General features: G+C 58.6%; 14 protein-coding genes and 1 other RNA gene. 12 read left to right on the plus strand and 3 right to left on the minus strand.

Annotated elements, in window-relative coordinates:
* The first annotated feature begins 44 nt into the window (after nucleotides 1-44).
* The 5 genes from gap (at nucleotide 45) to eno (ending at nucleotide 6,195) form a co-directional block, all read left to right on the plus strand.
* Nucleotides 45-1,052, plus strand: coding sequence for a type I glyceraldehyde-3-phosphate dehydrogenase (gene gap / locus ELR57_RS17425; protein ID WP_126960365.1), 1,008 nt, complete (start codon nucleotides 45-47; stop codon nucleotides 1,050-1,052).
* 204 nt (nucleotides 1,053-1,256) lie between these two features.
* Nucleotides 1,257-2,438 carry a phosphoglycerate kinase gene (locus ELR57_RS17430; protein ID WP_126960366.1) on the plus strand — a complete coding sequence of 394 codons (1,182 nt, stop codon included), beginning with the start codon at nucleotides 1,257-1,259 and terminating at the stop codon, nucleotides 2,436-2,438.
* Nucleotides 2,439-2,448: 10 nt separating this feature from the next.
* A complete protein-coding gene (tpiA, locus tag ELR57_RS17435) occupies nucleotides 2,449-3,204 on the plus strand; it encodes a triose-phosphate isomerase (protein ID WP_126960367.1) in 756 nt (251 codons plus the stop codon).
* A gap of 1 nt (nucleotide 3,205) precedes the next feature.
* A complete protein-coding gene (gene gpmI / locus ELR57_RS17440; protein ID WP_126960368.1) occupies nucleotides 3,206-4,744 on the plus strand; it encodes a 2,3-bisphosphoglycerate-independent phosphoglycerate mutase in 1,539 nt (512 codons plus the stop codon).
* Nucleotides 4,745-4,902: 158 nt separating this feature from the next.
* A complete protein-coding gene (gene eno / locus ELR57_RS17445; protein ID WP_126960369.1) occupies nucleotides 4,903-6,195 on the plus strand; it encodes a phosphopyruvate hydratase in 1,293 nt (430 codons plus the stop codon).
* A gap of 71 nt (nucleotides 6,196-6,266) precedes the next feature.
* Here eno and ELR57_RS17450 read toward each other — a convergent pair whose 3' ends face one another.
* Together ELR57_RS17450 and ELR57_RS17455 are read right to left on the minus strand one after the other, a co-directional pair.
* Complete coding sequence (locus tag ELR57_RS17450; RefSeq protein WP_126960370.1) at nucleotides 6,267-6,749, minus strand: DinB family protein; 483 nt, start codon at nucleotides 6,747-6,749, stop codon at nucleotides 6,267-6,269.
* A gap of 118 nt (nucleotides 6,750-6,867) precedes the next feature.
* A complete protein-coding gene (locus ELR57_RS17455) occupies nucleotides 6,868-8,256 on the minus strand; it encodes a hypothetical protein (protein ID WP_126960371.1) in 1,389 nt (462 codons plus the stop codon).
* Between the two features lie 260 nt (nucleotides 8,257-8,516).
* Between ELR57_RS17455 and ELR57_RS17460 the strand changes: the two genes are divergently transcribed.
* Nucleotides 8,517-9,275: a sugar phosphate isomerase/epimerase family protein gene (locus ELR57_RS17460; protein WP_126960372.1), complete on the plus strand. Its 759-nt coding sequence runs from the start codon at nucleotides 8,517-8,519 to the stop codon at nucleotides 9,273-9,275.
* Nucleotides 9,276-9,345: 70 nt separating this feature from the next.
* Here ELR57_RS17460 and ELR57_RS17465 read toward each other — a convergent pair whose 3' ends face one another.
* Complete coding sequence (locus ELR57_RS17465) at nucleotides 9,346-10,545, minus strand: MFS transporter (protein ID WP_126960373.1); 1,200 nt, start codon at nucleotides 10,543-10,545, stop codon at nucleotides 9,346-9,348.
* Nucleotides 10,546-10,664: 119 nt separating this feature from the next.
* Between ELR57_RS17465 and ELR57_RS17470 the strand changes: the two genes are divergently transcribed.
* The 6 genes from ELR57_RS17470 (at nucleotide 10,665) to ssrA (ending at nucleotide 17,695) form a co-directional block, all read left to right on the plus strand.
* Entirely contained in the window at nucleotides 10,665-11,645 is a 981-nt protein-coding gene (locus ELR57_RS17470; RefSeq protein WP_126960374.1) for a helix-turn-helix transcriptional regulator, read from the plus strand.
* A gap of 145 nt (nucleotides 11,646-11,790) precedes the next feature.
* A complete protein-coding gene (gene secG / locus ELR57_RS17475) occupies nucleotides 11,791-12,027 on the plus strand; it encodes a preprotein translocase subunit SecG (RefSeq protein ID WP_126960375.1) in 237 nt (78 codons plus the stop codon).
* A gap of 172 nt (nucleotides 12,028-12,199) precedes the next feature.
* The gene (gene rnr / locus ELR57_RS17480; RefSeq protein WP_126960580.1) at nucleotides 12,200-15,343 is read left to right on the plus strand and encodes a ribonuclease R; all 3,144 of its coding nucleotides are present in this window, start codon (nucleotides 12,200-12,202) and stop codon (nucleotides 15,341-15,343) included.
* Nucleotides 15,344-15,491: 148 nt separating this feature from the next.
* Entirely contained in the window at nucleotides 15,492-16,427 is a 936-nt protein-coding gene (gene pyrB / locus ELR57_RS17485; protein WP_126960376.1) for an aspartate carbamoyltransferase, read from the plus strand.
* Nucleotides 16,428-16,657: 230 nt separating this feature from the next.
* Nucleotides 16,658-17,143 carry an SsrA-binding protein SmpB gene (gene smpB, locus ELR57_RS17490; protein WP_126960581.1) on the plus strand — a complete coding sequence of 162 codons (486 nt, stop codon included), beginning with the start codon at nucleotides 16,658-16,660 and terminating at the stop codon, nucleotides 17,141-17,143.
* A gap of 187 nt (nucleotides 17,144-17,330) precedes the next feature.
* Nucleotides 17,331-17,695, plus strand: a transfer-messenger RNA (tmRNA) gene (gene ssrA, locus ELR57_RS17495).
* The last annotated feature ends 409 nt before the right edge of the window (nucleotides 17,696-18,104 follow it).

Genomic DNA, 18,104 nt, shown 5'->3' on the forward strand with positions numbered 1-18,104 from the left:
ATATAGATCAAAATAAAACAAAGATTTCCAAGGAGGAACCATTCATGAGTGTTAAAATCGGTATCAACGGCTTTGGTCGTATCGGACGTAACGTATTCCGCGCTTCCTTGAACAACCCGAATGTAGAAGTAGTTGCTATCAACGACCTGACGGACGTAAGCACGCTTGCTCATTTGCTTAAATATGACACTACTCATGGCCGCCTGAAGGCAACCGTAGAAGTTGGCGAAGGCGCGCTTATCGTAAACGGCAAGACGATCAAGGTATTCGCTGAGCGCGATCCGGGCAACCTGCCTTGGGCTTCCGTAGGCGCTGAGATCGTCGTTGAATCCACGGGTATCTTCACGGCTAAGGAGAAGGCTGAACTTCACCTGAAGGGCGGCGCTAAGAAGGTTATCATCTCCGCTCCGGCTACGAACGAAGACATCACGATCGTTCTGGGCGTTAACGAAGACAAGTACGACGCTGCTTCCCACACGATCATCTCCAACGCTTCTTGCACGACGAACTGCCTCGCGCCGTTCACGAAGGTTCTTAACGACCAATTCGGCATCGTCAAGGGCATGATGACGACGATCCACTCTTACACGAACGACCAACAAGTTCTCGACCTTCCGCACAAGGATCTGCGTCGCGCTCGCGCCGCTGCTGAGAACATCATTCCTTCCTCCACGGGCGCAGCGAAGGCTATCGGCCTCGTTCTGCCTGAGCTGAAGGGCAAGCTGAACGGCATGTCGTTCCGCGTACCTACGAAGAACGTATCCGTAACTGACCTCGTTGCTGAACTGAAGGTCAACGTAACGGTTGAAGAAGTTAACGCTGCTCTGAAGGCTGCAGCTGAAGGTCCTCTGAAGGGCATTCTGAACTACTCCGACGAGCCGCTCGTATCGAGCGACTACAACACGGATCCTGCTTCCTCCACGATCGACGCTCTGTCGACGATGGTTGTTGAAGGCAACATGGTTAAGGTTGTCTCCTGGTACGACAACGAGTGGGGCTACTCCAACCGCGTCGTAGACCTGGCTGCGTACGTCGCAAGCAAGGGCCTGTAAGACTCGCTTCAACCCTATCTATAACCAATAACGCTTAAAGAGGAGACGAACGTTCTCCTCTTTAACGCCGTTTATAAGTTGTTCAGAATACGCTACTTACGCCTTTGTCCCTTTCTGAATAACCGAGGCAAAGCTTCTCCGGCGCCATCTTGACGCCGTTGGCGTTTTTGCTTGAGATACGAACTTATAGGAGGAGAGCTTACCATGAACAAGAAGAGCATTCGCGATATCGACGTAAAAGGCAAGAAAGTGTTCGTCCGCGTAGACTTCAACGTCCCTCTCGAGAACGGCGCGATCACCGACGACACGCGCATCCGCGAGACCCTGCCGACGATCAAATTCCTTATCGAGAAGGGTGCCAAGATCATTCTGGCGAGCCACTTGGGCCGTCCGAACGGCCAATTCGTCGAAGAGCTGCGCCTGACTCCGGCTGCCGCTCGCCTGTCCGAGCTGCTCGGCAAGCCGGTAGCCAAGGCTGACGAAGCCATCGGAGCTGCGGTTGAAGCTAAGGTAGCCGCTCTGAACGAAGGCGACGTCCTGTTGCTCGAGAACGTTCGCTTCTACGCGGGCGAAGAGAAGAACGATCCTGAACTGGCGAAGGCTTTCGCCGCTCTGGCCGACATCTTCGTCAACGACGCTTTCGGCGCCGCTCACCGTGCTCACGCTTCGACCGAAGGCATCGCGCACTTCCTGCCTGCCGTATCCGGCCTCCTCATGGAGAAGGAGCTCGACGTTCTTGGCAAGGCTCTGAACAATCCGGAGCGTCCGTTCACCGCTATCGTGGGCGGCTCCAAGGTAAAGGACAAGATCGACGTCATCAACAAGATGATCGAGATCGCCGACAACATCCTGATCGGCGGCGGCCTGTCCTACACGTTCCTCAAGGCTCAAGGCAATGAGATCGGCTTGTCGCTGTGCGACAATTCCAAGCTGGACCTGACCCTCGAATTCATCGAGAAGGCGAAGAAGCTCGGCAAGAAACTCTATCTGCCGGTCGATATCGTTGTATCGGAAGACTTCAAAGCGGCCGTTAACGCCGAAATCGTCGCAGTCGACGGAATTCCTTCCAACAAGGAAGGCGTCGATATCGGACCGAAGACCCGCGAGATCTACGCGGAAGTTATCAAGAACTCCAATCTTATCGTTTGGAACGGACCGATGGGCGTATTCGAAGTCGACGACTTCGCGAACGGCACTCGCGCGGTAGCGCAAGCTTGCGCAGAGACAGCCGGCTACACCGTCATCGGCGGCGGCGACTCCGCGGCGGCCGTCGAGAAGTTCAACCTGGCAGACAAGATGGACCATATCTCTACAGGCGGCGGCGCTTCCCTGGAATTCATGGAAGGCAAGGCTCTTCCAGGCGTCGTTGCACTGAACGATAAGTGAGGTTGAACCCATGAGCAGAACACCGATTATTGCAGGCAACTGGAAGATGTTCAAGACCGTTCCGGAAGCTGTCGCATTCGTGGCTGACGTGAAGGGCAAGGCGGAAGTAGCGGGCGTCGAGAGCGTCATCTGCGCTCCGTACATCGCCCTTCCGGCTCTCGTCTCCGCGGTGAAGGGCACGTCGATCAAGATCGGCGCGCAGAACCTTCACTTCGAAGACAACGGCGCGTTCACCGGCGAGATCAGCGGCGTCATGTTGAAGGATCTCGGCGTGGACTACGTCATCATCGGCCACTCCGAGCGCCGCCAATACTTTGGCGAGACGGATGAGACCGTCAACAAGAAGATGCATGCGGCGTTCAAGCACGGCATCACTCCGATCCTGTGCGTCGGCGAGAAGCTCGAAGAGCGCGAAGCCGGCAAGACGGACGAAGTGAACCGCGTTCAGACGGAAGCGGCTCTGGCCGGCCTGACGGCTGAGCAAGTCGCCGAGACCGTTATCGCTTACGAGCCGATCTGGGCGATCGGCACCGGCAAGTCTTCGACGGCCACGGACGCGAACGAAGCGATCGCTTATATCCGCAGCGTCGTCAGCGGATTGTACGGCGCGGAAGTCGCAGCGAAGGTACGCATTCAATACGGCGGCAGCGTGAAGCCGAACAACGTCGCGGAATACATGGGCCAATCGGATATCGACGGAGCTCTCGTAGGCGGCGCTAGTCTGGAGCCTGCTTCTTACATCGCGCTGGTCGAGGGGGCGAAGTAACATGGCTGCACCGAAACCGGTAGCCCTTATTATTCTCGACGGCTTCGGCCTTCGCGAAGAGACTCACGGCAACGCCGTCGCTCAAGCGAAGAAGCCGGTGTTCGATCGCCTGTGGGCGACTTATCCACACACGCAGCTTACGGCGCAAGGCGAAGCGGTCGGCCTTCCGGAAGGCCAGATGGGCAACTCCGAGGTCGGACACCTGAACATCGGTGCCGGACGCGTTGTCTATCAAGACCTGACTCGCATTACGAAGTCGATCCGCGAGGGAGATTTCTTCGAGAACACGACGCTGCTCGGCGCGGTTCGCCATGCCAAGGAGAACGGCAAGAAGCTTCACCTCTACGGTCTGCTCTCCGATGGCGGCGTGCACAGCCACATCGCGCATCTGTTTGCTCTTCTTGAGCTTGCGAAGAAGGAGTCCCTCTCCGAGGTGTACATTCACGCGTTCCTGGACGGACGCGACGTCGCTCCGGACAGCGCGGTAGGCTATCTGACGCAACTCCAAGACAAGATCAAGGAGATCGGCGTCGGCCGGATCGCGACCGTTCAAGGCCGCTACTATGCCATGGACCGCGATAAGCGCTGGGAGCGCACGGAGAAATCCTATCGCGCGATGGTTTACGGCGATGGACCGACGTATACGGATCCGATCCTTGCAGTGAAGGAATCGTACGAGAAGTCGGTCATGGACGAGTTCGTTATGCCGACGGTCATCGTCGGAGAAGACGGCAAGCCGGTCGGACTGGTGGAATCGGAAGACGCCGTCGTCTTCTTCAACTTCCGTCCGGACCGTGCGATCCAGCTGTCGAACGTCTTCACGAACGAGGACTTCCGCGGCTTCGATCGCGGCGACAAGTTCCCGAAGAAGCTGTACTTCGTCTGCCTGACGCTGTTCGCGGAATCGGTCGGAGGCTTCGTCGCTTACAAGCCGAAGGAGCTCGACAACACCTATGGCGAGGTTCTCGTGCAACACGGCAAGACGCAGCTCCGCATCGCGGAGACGGAGAAGTACCCGCACGTGACCTTCTTCTTCAGCGGCGGCCGCGATGTTCAGCTTCCGGGCGAGACTCGCGTACTTATCAATTCGCCTAAGGTCGCTACCTATGACCTGCAGCCGGAGATGAGCGCCTATGAAGTGGCGGCGGCTGCGGTGAAGGAGATCGAATCCGACAAACATGACGCGATCGTCCTGAACTTCGCGAACCCGGACATGGTCGGCCACTCCGGCATGCTGGAGCCGACGATCAAGGCGGTCGAAGCGACTGACGAATGCCTTGGCAAAGTCGTTGACGCGATTCTCGCGAAGGGCGGCGTGGCCGTCATCATCGCGGACCACGGCAACGCCGACATGGTCATCGACGACCAAGGCCGTCCGTTCACGGCGCACACGACGAACCCGGTTCCGTTCATCGTAACGAAGCCTGGCGTCGAGCTGCATAACGACGGCGCACTGGCCGACGTTGCCCCTACGCTGCTGAAGCTCTTGGAGCTGCCGCAGCCGAAGGAAATGACCGGCAAGTCCATGATCAAGAATTAATCAAGCCATCGCAAGGCAACGCTCGAGCTGAATTCCGCGGCGCCGCTGCAGAGGCGCCGCCGGGCAGAGCGGAAGACGGGGGAGCCCGCAGTTGCGAAGCTGCCCTCAGATGTCGATAATAGAGATGGTAAAATATAAGACGAGGAGTGTTTTCCTAAATGACGATCATTGCAGACGTATATGCTCGCGAAGTCTTGGACTCCCGCGGCAATCCTACTGTTGAAGTAGAAGTTACTCTCGAATCCGGCGGCTTCGGCAGCGCCATCGTACCATCCGGCGCCTCCACCGGCGCTTACGAAGCCGTTGAGCTTCGCGACGGCGACAAGAACCGCTACCTGGGCAAGGGCGTCGAGAAGGCAGTCGAGAACGTAAACTCCCTTATCGCTCCCGAGATCATCGGCCTCGACGCGCTGGACCAAGTCGCGATCGACCGCAAGATGATCGAGCTGGACGGCACGCCGAACAAGGCGAAGCTGGGCGCTAACGCGATCCTCGCCGTATCCATCGCGGTAGCTCGCGCAGCTGCCGACGCGCTGCAAATCCCGCTGTCCGTATACCTGGGCGGCTTCAACGCGAAGACCCTGCCGGTTCCGATGATGAACATCGTGAACGGCGGCGCTCATGCCGACAACAACGTTGACGTGCAAGAGTTCATGGTTCTGCCGGTTGGCGCTCCTTCCTTCAAGGAAGCACTCCGCACTGGCGCCGAGATCTTCCACTCCCTGAAGTCCGTTCTGAAGGCCAAGGGCCTGAACACGGCCGTAGGCGACGAAGGCGGCTTCGCTCCGAACTTCGGTTCCAACGAAGAAGCTCTCTCCACGATCATCGAAGCTATCGAGAAAGCCGGCTACAAGCCGGGCGTCGACGTCTTCCTGGGCATGGACGTTGCTTCCACCGAGTTCTTCAAGGACGGCAAGTATCACCTCGAAGGCGAAGGCAAGTCCTTCACGTCCGCCGAGTTCGTTGACCTGCTCGCCAGCTGGGTAGATAAGTACCCGCTGATCACGATCGAAGACGGCTGCTCCGAAGACGACTGGGAAGGTTGGAAGCTGCTGACCGAGAAGCTGGGCAGCAAGATCCAACTCGTCGGCGACGATCTGTTCGTAACGAACACCGAGCGTCTGTCCCAAGGCATCGAGAAGGGCATCGGCAACTCGATCCTCGTTAAGGTTAACCAAATCGGTTCCCTGACCGAGACGTTCGACGCTATCGAGATGGCTAAGCGCGCCGGCTACACGGCGGTTATCTCCCACCGTTCCGGCGAATCCGAAGACAGCACGATCGCGGACATCGCGGTTGCGACGAACGCCGGCCAGATCAAGACGGGCGCTCCTTCCCGTACGGACCGCGTTGCGAAGTACAACCAGCTTCTTCGCCTCGAAGACCGTCTGGGCAATTCCGCTATCTACGCTGGCAAGTCCGCGTTCTACAACCTGCGCGACTTCAAGTAAGATACAGCGAAACGACATAATCCCCAAGCTCGCCGTAAGGCGGGTCTTGGGGATTTCTGCTGTTTACGGGATCAGAGGTTGGGCGAGATCAATCCTTTGCGGATGAGGTTGGCGGAGACGGGAGCTCTGCCCAGCTCGCGCGCCCAGACGGACAACTGGCCGATATGATGAATCTCGTGCGCAATGACGTGGCGAACGATCTCTCCCCAGGCATGCGCTTCGATGGTGCCGTCCTGCCGCTCAGTGTAAACAGGACGCGTCTCCATGGAGTCGTTCCAGGCATCCACGAATTCCGCGACCTCCTCGTGGAACTTGGCGTCCAGCTCCCGAACCTTTTCCAATGTCGAAAAGTTCTCGAAGGGCTCCTCGAAGTCCGGTTTGCCGTTCATCACCCGAATCCAGCTCCACTCGACGTCGACGATATGGAAGAGCGTCTTCAGGATGCTTCCAACGCCGCCTGTCCGCTCCTTAGTCAATTCCTCGTGAGTAAGCTCTTCGCACCACTGATACCACTGCTCTCTGACGACCCAGTTATAACGGAAAAAGGTAAGCATAAGGAAACCTCCTCGACGAATGCGAATGCATGTGCCAATTGTACCCTATAATAGAAAACCCGGACAGGCCATGATCGGGCGCCGTCCGGGTTGATTGCAGTTCCATATGACGTTCCGATTAGAGAGACTCCCCGTTCAAATACCGGTAGAACGGAGCGTCTACCCAGAAATCATAGTGCTCCACCGTGACGGACGGATCGATCGACTTGAAGCCGTCGATCACCGCTTGGGACTGTTCCTTCAGAGAGAAGGACTGCGCATAGTAGCGGCCGAGTTGGATCTTGTTGTTGCTGATCACTTGATATTCGGGAAGAGCGGTCAACGAGTAATACAGCGGCTGCCACCAGGAGCCGTAGATCAGGCCGGACGGATTCTCTTGATTCTTCTTGGCATAGGAGAGAATGATGTCATTGAAGCGCTGCTTATCGGCTGCGCTATCGAATTCGAAGGCGATGTCGTACTCCTTCGCGTATTCGATGTAGTTGCCGTTCGCGATCTGGCGAACCTCGTACAGGTCGGATTGGCCCGGATCGCCCCACTCCTTCAGGTAGACGAAGGCGGATGTCTTGGGCTCAAGCTGCACCTTGGCGTCGATGCCCTCGCTGTTCAGCAGGCCGATAAGCTGCACGGCATGCGTCAGATCGGAGTGGCCGTAGACAAGGGACAGGGAATCCACGAAGTTGGCTTCATAAGCGGAGTCTTTGAGGTTGTAGCCGGTCACCAGGTTGTTCTCCAGCGCGGTATCGACGATCTTCTGCAGCTCTTCGGACCGAATGATAACGGAGGATCGGAAGGCGTCCGTCAGCTTCAGATAGATATCCGCGTCGCTAGCGTAGCCGATATAGTGCTTAAACTCGCCCTTGAAGCTAAGAACCTTGCCGATCAGGGTGGAGACCAGGCTGGAAGTCGCGCGCGCGTTCGGCTGAAGGTCGGAATAGTAAGCGGCAGGAAGCAGCTGGGTGTCGACGGCAGCCGCCAGCTCTTGCTTCGCCTGAAGGCTTAGAGAGCCTGCCTTTACGGGGAGCTTGCCAAGGGATTTAGCCGCTTTGGTCTCCGGGTAGGAATAAGCCAATTCCTTCAGATCGGCCGCCTTGAGAGCGATCTGCACGGCATTGACGGCGCTGAGCGGCTGGAGCGCGTTCACCGTGTCCGAGGTTAGTACGCCATGCTGATAGAGCGCTTTGGCCGCGCTATAGTAGGGACTCGTCGAAGCCAGATCGGCGAAGGCGACCGGCTCCTCCGAAGGCGCCAGGCCGAGCGCCTTGACGAGGGCGTTCAGGAATTCCCCCTTGGTGACGGAGGCGGAGAGCGTAATTCCGAATTTGTCCTGGAGGAAAATCGAATATTCCGCCGAGGAGACCGAGCTGTCTCCGGCCTTGCCGGAAGAGAACGAGGAATGGCCGCCCGCTTGCGCGGCGGAAGCGTAGCTTGGGACGACGAGGGCGGCGGATAACGCGGCAATTAGCAGAAGCTTTCTTGCGGCTGGGGCTTGCATGGCGAATCTCATCGTAAAACCTCCTATGTAATTAAATCTTACCGGATTAGTAGGAATATAGTAGCACCGGATTTCCGGCTCTGTCAACGAACTTTTCAGGCTAGAGGGCTCGCCAAATGCCATAAGAACACAGCACAATCCGCTATCTCCGGATGACAGCGGTTTCGTTATAATGAAGTCAGTTGAAACGGCATGTACGGCGGACCCTTAGGACGGTTGCCGAATGGTTCGGACGGCTGCATGCCCTAACCAGAACAAGGCGGTGCTTACCCATGGCAAAACCTCAATTCGGCATTCAAATGTATTCGGTACGCGACCTGTGCCAGCAGGATTACCTCGGAACGATTCGCAAGATCGCGGACATCGGCTACAAGAACGTTGAGCTTGCAGGCTATTACGGCGTATCGGCGAAGGAACTGAAGGCGGCGCTGGCGGATGCCGGACTCACGGCGAATTCGGCTCACATCGGCTTGAACTACAACGAATCGATCTCCGAGCAAGTAAAGCGCCAGCTCGAGTACGCTCAAGAGCTTGGCCTGAAGCGCTATATCGTTCCGTTCTACCCGCTGCAGGAAGAGACGACGGAGGACGGCTTGGCCAAGATGGCGTCGATCCTGACGGAAGCGGCGGAGATCGTGACGGCCGGCGGGCTCGAGTTCGGCTATCACAACCATGCGTTCGAATTCGCGAAGATCGGCGGCGTCGCGGCTATCGACCTGCTCTTCGAGCGCCTGTCTCCGGAGCTTGTCTTCGCCGAGTTCGACCTGGGCTGGGTGAAGGTCGGCGGCGAGGATCCGGCAGCTTACCTGCGCAAGTACGAAGGAAGAGTTCCGGTCGTGCACGCGAAGGACTTCAAGGCAGACGGTACCGACACCGAGATCGGCCGCGGCACGGTAGATTGGGATTCCGCGCTGCAAGCCGCGGAAGAGACGGGCGTCGAATACGTCATTATCGAGCAGGAGCATTACGACGTCGGCTCGCTCGAGAGCGCGAAGCTGAACTATGCTTGGTTCAAGGAACGCGGCTGGTAAGCCATATTAGCGGAAAAGAGAGCAGTCCTAAATCGGCGAACGGCCGATGAAGGGACTGCTCTTCTTTGCATTAGGAGGAAGTTGGGCTTTGCGCGGAAGAGAGCATGGGCTCGCGGACGAAGAGTCTGCCGGAGAGGAACGTCGCCAGCGAAGCGGCCAAGCAGACGGCGGCGAAGATTCCGATCGCCGAATAGCCGCCGAGATGGACGAACATCAGGCCGGCCAGCCAGGCGCCGAGCGTGTTCGCGCCGTTCATGGTCGCGTTCGCGAGGCTGGAGATCGTGCCGCGAAGCGAGGCGTTCAGCGAGGTGAGCGCCCCCATGACGAGCGGGAACACGATGCCCAGCAGCATGAAGATCGCGAAGTAGACGGCCGTTGCGGCGGAGACGACGGTCAGGCGGGGAAGCAGGGCGTACAAGGCGATGGCGCCGGTCATGGCGACAGCGACCGCTACTCCGGAGCCGAGCTTCCGGGCGGCGAGGCTGCTTAGCGTGCTTCCGAGGAGGCTGCCGAGGCCGAGGAAGATCATCGCCGTGCCGATCCGGCCGACCGAGAGGCCGAAGGAATCGGCCAGCCACTTGCCGGAGAAGGCGAAGGCGGCTCCGCTTCCGAGATGAAGCAGCAGATAAGCGGAGAAGCCTGCCCTTGCTCTTCCGCTGCGAGCGAGCGGAACATAGCGGCGCAGGATAGAGCCGACGCTCGCAGTCGATTCGGCGGAGGCGGGCATGCTCGGCAAGGCGAAGAAGGCGAAGACGGCCAGCAGCAGAGAGGCGCACCCGATCGTCCAGAACGGCACGGACCAGCCGCCGGAAGCGAGCCAGCTGCCGATCGGGACGCCGAACGCCTGGGAGGCGGCTAGGCCCGAGAAGGCGAGGCCCATCGTTCTCGCGATCCGCTGCGGCGGCATGACGGAAGGGATGGAAGCCCACACCTGCGGCGCGGTGAACGCCGCGCTGACGCCGGCAAGCAGCCGGAACAGGCACATCGTCCAGAAGCCGTTCGCGAAGCCGCACAAGAAAGTGCAGATCGAGAACGCGGTTAGTCCGCACAAGAGAACGATCCGGCGGTTCCAGCCGTCCGACAAGGGACCGGCGATCAGCGCGAAGAGTGCCGATCCGAGCGCGTAGGCGCTCAGCATCCAGCCCGCCGACTCGGTCGAGACGCCGAATTCGGCCTGCAGGGTCGGCAGCAGCGGAGAGACAAGGAAGGTGTCCGTTCCGATCATGAACATGATCAGGAAGAACAGCGCGGGGAATTTGAATGCGTTCATCATAACCACTCCTAAGGGTATCGTTGCGTTGCGAACCCATCGTAACGCATAATGGTGACAGATTCCGTCAACGATTAACCGGAGACTTACCGTTATGAATATTAAAGGAGGAACTCGGGATGCCGAAGTCCAAGCGGCTGATGGAGCTGATGATGACGGTCAATCGCAAGCGGCGCTTCAAGGTACAGGAGCTGGCCGACGAGTTCGGCGTCTCGAAGCGCACGATCCTTCGGGATCTCCAGGAGCTGAGCGAGCTGGGCGTGCCTCTCTATTCCGAGCCGGGGCCCCACGGCGGCTATCAAGTCGTAAGGGAGAGGGTGCTGCCTCCGATCGCGTTCACCGAAGGGGAGGCGGTGTCGATCTTCTTCGCGGTGGACGCCCTGCGTCACTATGTCTCCTTGCCCTTCGAGAGCGAGTCCGCATCTGCGCTGAGCAAGTTCTATCTTCATATGCCGGGCGACGTCCGGGACCGGATCGACGCCATGAAGAACCGCGTGGACATCGTGACCCCGAGGAGGAAGCGCGAAGCTCCTTATCTGGCCGCGCTGCTGGACGCCGCGATCCAGGGCCGGGTGCTGCGCATCGATTACGAATCCCGGGGAGAGAACAAGGAGGACGCTTCTTCCCGTCTTATTCAGCCGATCGGGATTTACGCGAACAACGGCTTGTGGTACTGCCCCGCCTATTGTTTTCTTCGGGAAGGCGTGAGGGTCTTCCGCTGCGACCGGATCCGAAGCGCGGAGCTTGACGAGTACGGACAGCCGCGTAAGGATCTGGAGGGCAGGCACCTTGGCAATCGCAAGGAATACGAACCGGGTTTCCCGATAAGTCGTGAGAACGGCACGGGGAGCCTGCGGCTCAGGGTAAGGCTGACTCGGGAAGGGGTTCGCCGATGCGAGTTGGAGCCTTGGCTGACGGACTGCTTGAGCCTGCTCCCGGACGGAGAAGGGACGTTGGAAGGCCTCATCCCTGCGGATGACCTTCCGTTCTATGCCCGGTTCTTCTCCGGATTAGGCCGGGAGGCGCAGGCGGAAGAGCCGGCGGAGCTGCTCGAAGAGATTCGCAAGGAGCTGAAGCGGGTACTCGAACAGTATGCCTAAACTTCCCGGATGGGTTTTTTGGCCGAGCAGGTTGTCACGATATCATGCATATGGTATTATGAAAATACTGTTTTTTGTGATAATCTTCGACTACTCATATCCGAACTCGCTTCGGTCGCTGTCTTATCTTTAGGAGGTGGATGCATTGGAAATTGCTCTGAAGATCGTTCTGGTTATCTTCGCGATCGGGCTGATCGGTGTCGTCTTGCTGCAACGCGGGAAGAGCGCAGGTCTGTCGGGCGCCATCTCCGGCGGCGCTGAGCATTTGTTCGGCAAGACGAAGGCTCGCGGGATGGATTTGCTCCTGCAGCGCGCGACGGTTGTTCTGGCTGTTGGCTTCTTCGTACTGTCGCTGCTCGTAGCCTACTTCGTTTCAAAATAATTCCATCATGACCAACCGAAAGCGGGAAGCAGGAGCTTCCCGCTTTTTTTGCGTAGGAAGAGCCTGCGGGTAATGTTGAGAGATTTTCCAGGCAGTGGCAGGGTCGGCTCATCCGGTTGCCAAGCGGGGAAAGCGTATATACTAGTAGCAGGATGAGGTGATGCGGGTGCCATTGTGTACGGAGCAAGAGCTGCTGGACTTCATGCGCGAGAACGCGTATAAGCCGATGACGTACCAAGAGCTCGAGAAGTACTTCGGCATCAGCGATGCCGCGGAATTCAAAGAATTCCTGCGGATGCTGGCCGAGCTGGAACAAGACGGGAAAATCATGAGAACCCGGACGGAGCGCTACGGCGTTCCCGAGAGAATGAACCTTCTGCGCGGCAGGCTGCAAGCCCATGCCAAAGGATTTGCTTTCCTTATACCGGAAGATACCGACCATCCGGACTTGTACATTCATGCGAACGATCTGAAGGGCGCCATGAACGGCGATATCGTGCTCGGCCGAGTCACGTCCAAGAGCGACGGCGGCAACCGGCTGGAGGGCGAGATCGTCCGAATCGTCAAGCGCGCCGTGACCCAGGTAGTCGGCGTGTTCGAGAACCACGACAGCTACGGCTTCGTCGTTCCCGACGACAAGCGGATCAACAAGGATATCTTTATCCGCCCCGAGAGCTTCCTGGGCGCGGTAACCGGACAGAAGGTCGTCGCGAACATCATCGTCTATCCGGAAGGCCGTTCGGCCGCCGAAGGCGAGGTCGTCGAGATTCTCGGGCACAAGGATGACCCGGGGGTCGATATCCTGAGCATCATCCGCAAGCACGGCTTGCCGGAAGCATTCCCGGACGAGGTCATGAAGGAAGCCGAAGCGGCTCCGGACTCCATTACCGAGGAAGAGATCCTCTCGCAAGGCCGCCGCGACTTGCGCGGCCGCACGATCGTGACGATCGACGGCGAGGATGCCAAGGATCTAGACGACGCGGTCAACGTGGAGCGGCTGGAGAACGGCAATTACTTGCTGGGCGTCCATATCGCCGACGTCGGCTACTACGTGCGCGAGAAGTCCAAACTGGACGAAGAGGCGTACAACCGCGGAACGAGCGTCTATCTGGTCGACCGCGTCATTCCGATGCTGCCGCACCGGCTGTCCAACGGGATCTGCTCGCTGAACCCGAAGGTGGATCGCCTGACTCTGTCCTGCGACATGGAGTTCGAGCCGGGCACGATGCGGGTCGTCCGCCACGACATCTATACGAGCGTGATTCGCACCGTGGAGCGCATGACGTATACGAACGTGCGCAAGATTCTAGTGGCTCAGGACCCCGAGCTGATGGAGAGGTATGCTTCTCTCGTCGATACGTTCAAGACAATGGAGGAGCTCGCGATGGCTCTGCGCCGCAGGCGCATGAGACGCGGGGCGATCGACTTCGACTTCCAGGAGTCGAAGGTCATCGTGGATGCCGAAGGCAAACCGGTCGATATTATCAAAAGAGAGCGGTCGATCGCGGAGCAGATCATCGAGGAATTCATGCTGGCGGCCAACGAGACGGTGGCGGAGCATTTCCATTGGCTCAAAGTGCCGTTCTTGTACCGGATCCACGAGGAACCGAGCAGCGACAAGCTGATGACCTTCATGCAGTTTGCGGCTAACTTCGGCTATGCGGTGAAGGGCAAAGGCAACTCGGTTCATCCGCAGGCGCTTCAGACCTTGCTTGAAGAGATCAAGGGCAAGAAGGAAGAGACCGTGCTCAGCACGATGATGCTGCGGTCGATGAAGCAGGCGAAATACGACGCCCAGAGCCTAGGCCACTTCGGGCTGGCTGCGGAGTTCTATTCGCACTTCACGTCGCCGATTCGCCGGTATCCCGATCTGGTCATCCACCGGATCATCCGCGAGGTCATCGAGAACGGCGGCGCTCTTCCGGAAGCGAGAATGGAAGCGCTCGGCGTCCGCATGCCGGACATCGCGCAGCAGTCCTCCGAGCGGGAACGGCTGGCCGTGGACGCCGAGCGCGACACGGAGAAGCTGAAGAAGGCCGAATTCATGCTGGATAAGATCGGCGAGGAATTCGACGGCATCATCAGCGGCGTCACCAGCTTCGGCATGTTCGTCGAGCTGGACAACACGGTGGAAGGATTGATCCGGCTTAGCGATATGTCGGACGACTATTACCACTTCCATGAGCTGCATATGGCGCTCATCGGAGAACGGACGAGCAAGGTGTACCGGATCGGCGACGAGGTTCGCATCCGGGTCGGCCGCGTGAACATGGCCGAGCATTCGATCGACTTCGAGCTGGTGGATATGCATCCGCGCAGCTCGGGCAGAGTGAACTTTATCGATGCGAGAGGAGCATCCTCCGGCTTCGGGCGCGGCAAGCGCAAGAAGGGCGCGAGGGGCGGAGATCTCGCTGCTTCGTTCGGCGGCCGCGGTGGCCGAGAGGATCGGAACGATCGGAATGGACGAGGCGGAAACAGAAAGAATAGCGGTCGCGGTGACGGTCGTCGTGGGGGAAGAGGAATGGACAACGGACAAGTCTTGGGCAGTGAAGTAGTGGAAGAACGCGGCGGAGCGCCTAGCGCCGCCGGGGAGACGCGCGTAGGCGGGCGCAGCCGCAAGCGCAAGAAGGGCGGCCGGGGCGAAGCCGGCCGCAAGGAAGGCGGCAACCCGAGCGAAGCGGGGGTTGCCATCGGCATTGCCGCGCCGGACGCAGCGAAGCGCGGCGCGGCAGCGGGCGCCGGCGAGCCGAAGGCTGCCGGCGGAGGCGAAGGCCGCCGCAAGGATGGCGGCGGCAAGAAGCGCGGCCGCGACTCCAGAGGCGGCGGGCGGTTTGACCGCGCGGCGATGGAGAAGCCGGTATTCAGCGGCGGCGAGATCATCGGCGAGGGCCGCCTGAAGCCGATCAAGGCGACGCTGGCCCGCGAAGGCGGCCCGGTCGTCAACAAGGATTCGGCGGATTACCTTCCGCCGGCCGCCCCGCGCGGCAAGAAGGTGACCCTGGACATGTGGGGTCTGCCGGTCAGCGCGAATCGTCGCCGCTTTGACGACGGCGAGTTCGGCGGACGCCGCGGCGGCGCCGGTTCCTCCGGCAACGGCAGGCGCAGAGGCGGCGAAGGAAGCCCGCAAGCCGGAGCTCCGGAAGCAGCCGCAGAGGGCGCAAAGCCACGCAAGCCGAAGAGAAAGAAAAAGCCCGCTGCCCCATCGCCGGTAGAAGCGGCAACGGCAGCTCCGGCGTCTTCGGAGACGGCAAGCGCGAAGAAGCCTAAGCGCAGGAAGAAGAAACCGGCTCAACCGCAACAGGAAACGCCACAGTGACATTAGAAGGGGTCGTTCGATCAATCGGACGGCTCTTTTTTTACCCCGGATTCCCTGTCGTCTCGGGCACGAATACGATTTACTTTTGAAGGCGTATCCGATAGGATATATCTTGGTGTGTCAAGGTTACGGAAGAGGGGGAAGGCAAGTGAAGTCGAATCTGTATCACGTTCTGGGAGCCAAGCAATTCAGCCGTACGGAGCTGGACGAGCTGTTCGAGGCATCCAAGGGAATGGAAGAGGTCGTTCGGACGGGCGGCAATCGCAGCCACCAAGGCAGCATCATGACGACGTTGTTCTTCGAGGCGAGCACGCGGACGCGTCTGAGCTTCGAAGCGGCGATGAACCGCCTGGGAGGCAGCGTCATCGGGACGGAGAACGCGGCTCAATTCTCGTCGGCGATCAAAGGCGAGACGCTGGAGGATACGATTCGCATCATCAGCGGCTACAGCGACGTCATCGTCATGCGCCATACCGAGATCGGAGCGGCGAAGCGGGCGGCGGCCGTAGCGGACGTGCCGGTCCTCAACGCGGGCGACGGAGCGGGAGAGCACCCGACTCAAGCCTTGCTGGACGCGTACACGATCCAGAAGGAGATCGGTCAGCTCGACGGTGTGCGAATCGCGATGGTCGGAGATCTGGCCTATGGACGTACGGTGCACTCGCTCAGCTACATTCTGGCGAACTACAAGGACGTCATGATCCACTACATCTCCCCCGAGAATGTACGGATTCCGAACTACGTCAAGCGTTACATGGACGAGAAGGGCATCCGCTACGAGGAGACGGGCGACCTGAACGAGGTGGCGGGCTCCATCGACGTGCTGTATCAAACCCGCATCCAGAAGGAACGCTTCCCGTCTCTGGAGGAGTACGAGAAGGCTTCCGGCCACTTCATCGTCGACGAAGAGCTGATGTCGCTCATGCGCAAAGACTCCATCGTGCTTCACCCGCTGCCTCGCGCCGGCGAGATTACGGACGCGGTCGACAGCGACCCTCGCGCCGCCTACTTCCGCCAAGCCCGGAACGGCCTCTATATTCGGATGGCCCTGGTGGACAAGGCTCTTAGCGGAATTAATCGTTAATCGGGCAAATGGCAAGGGGCGCTAACGACTTCGATTTTTACGAGGTGATGCGCCTCCTCCTAGCCCTTACTTTTATGCTCGCATGATTCGGATGACATTGTGCTCTTTTTTCCAATAGGCCTCTTCTCCCGTTCGCTCAGGTTGGCCGTCCGGCCCCCTGTTGTTTCGGGAGAGTCCAGCGTGATATAATGAGAGACCGATGACTGCGATAGAAGGAGATGAAGCTAGGAATGGGCAAGAAGGACAGCACCTTCGACAAGCCGCTCGCGCAGAACAAGAAGGCCTCCCACGACTACTTTATCGAGGATACCTTCGAGGCGGGCATGGTGCTTACCGGTACCGAGATCAAGTCGCTGCGCAACGGTCGAGCCAACATGGGCGACGCTTTCGCGACGATTCGGAACGGCGAGATTTTCCTCCACAATATGCATATCAGTCCCTTCGAGCAGGGCAACCGCCACAACCCGACGGACCCGACTCGCGCTCGGAAGCTGCTCATGCATAAGGTGCAGATCAATAAGCTGTACGGCCTGTCCCGACAGGAAGGCTACACGATCGTTCCGCTTAAGGTTTACACGCGCAACGGTTACGCCAAGTGCCTGATCGGCCTCGGCCGAGGCAAGAAGAACTACGATAAGCGCGACGTGGCGGCCAAGAAGGACGCCCAACGCGAGATCCAGCGGGCTCTTAAGGAGAAGCAGAAGGTCAGCTATTAACGGCTTGGCCGGATGCGTGGCAGGGCAAGCAAGGATCGCCAATGTTGGCATCAAGACGTACGGGCTATTCGGCTTCGGACGTGTTATAATAAATAAGCATTCATGCAAGAACATCGCCGATAGCTGAAGAGCTTCGGTGACTAATCCAGTCTCATCCGCCTAAGACGCGGGTGGCGACCTTCTATTCGGGGCCGTTTATGGATTCGACGGGGATAGTTCGAGCATGGGTAGCGGGTAGTAGGGCTGCGTCTGCTTCATCAACGCGGAAAGCCAATTAACTGGCAACCAAAAACAACAACTCGCTTTCGCAGCTTAATAACCTGTGACGCGGCTTCTACCTTCCATCGCCCATGTGGCGGGATAGGGGCTCAACTTTAGTGGGATACGCTGTCTAGTCTCCGCCTGGGGCTAGCTGAAGAAGATAATCAGGCTGACCCAACGCAGAGCCGGTTACGGGGCGCTGCTCGGGTGACATCAAAACTGTGACTACACCCGTAGAAGCCTGTGTGGCGTTGTCTTCGGACAGGGGTTCAACTCCCCTCGGCTCCACCAACATCGAAACCATCCGCATGAGGATGGTTTTTTTGCGTGGAGATGAGAGTTGGGAGTTGCCCCGAATCCGGAGGAGGACAGGGGGACAACCGCGCGCAGGGAGCGAAATGATGGGGCCCCCACAAAGTAATCGGAATAAGCTTAGAAGGTTAGCTTCACTTTGTGGGGTGTAGCAACGAGCACGGCATCTGATTCTACCTCTGCGCTCTGCTTCGTCGAATGGGCATCGTCAGCAAACTTAATCGGGAATCATATACCCCCTCGGCTCCACCATGTAAATCCACTACCGCATGAGGTAATGGATTTTTGCTTTTTTTCATTTATAGCTAGAACCTTATGAAAGCTTTTTCAATTTAGTATAACTAAGAGAGATTTTATATGGTATGATATGTAAAAATATAAAGGGGAT

This window comes from Cohnella sp. AR92, assembly GCF_003990975.1.
Lineage (GTDB): Bacteria > Bacillota > Bacilli > Paenibacillales > Paenibacillaceae > Cohnella.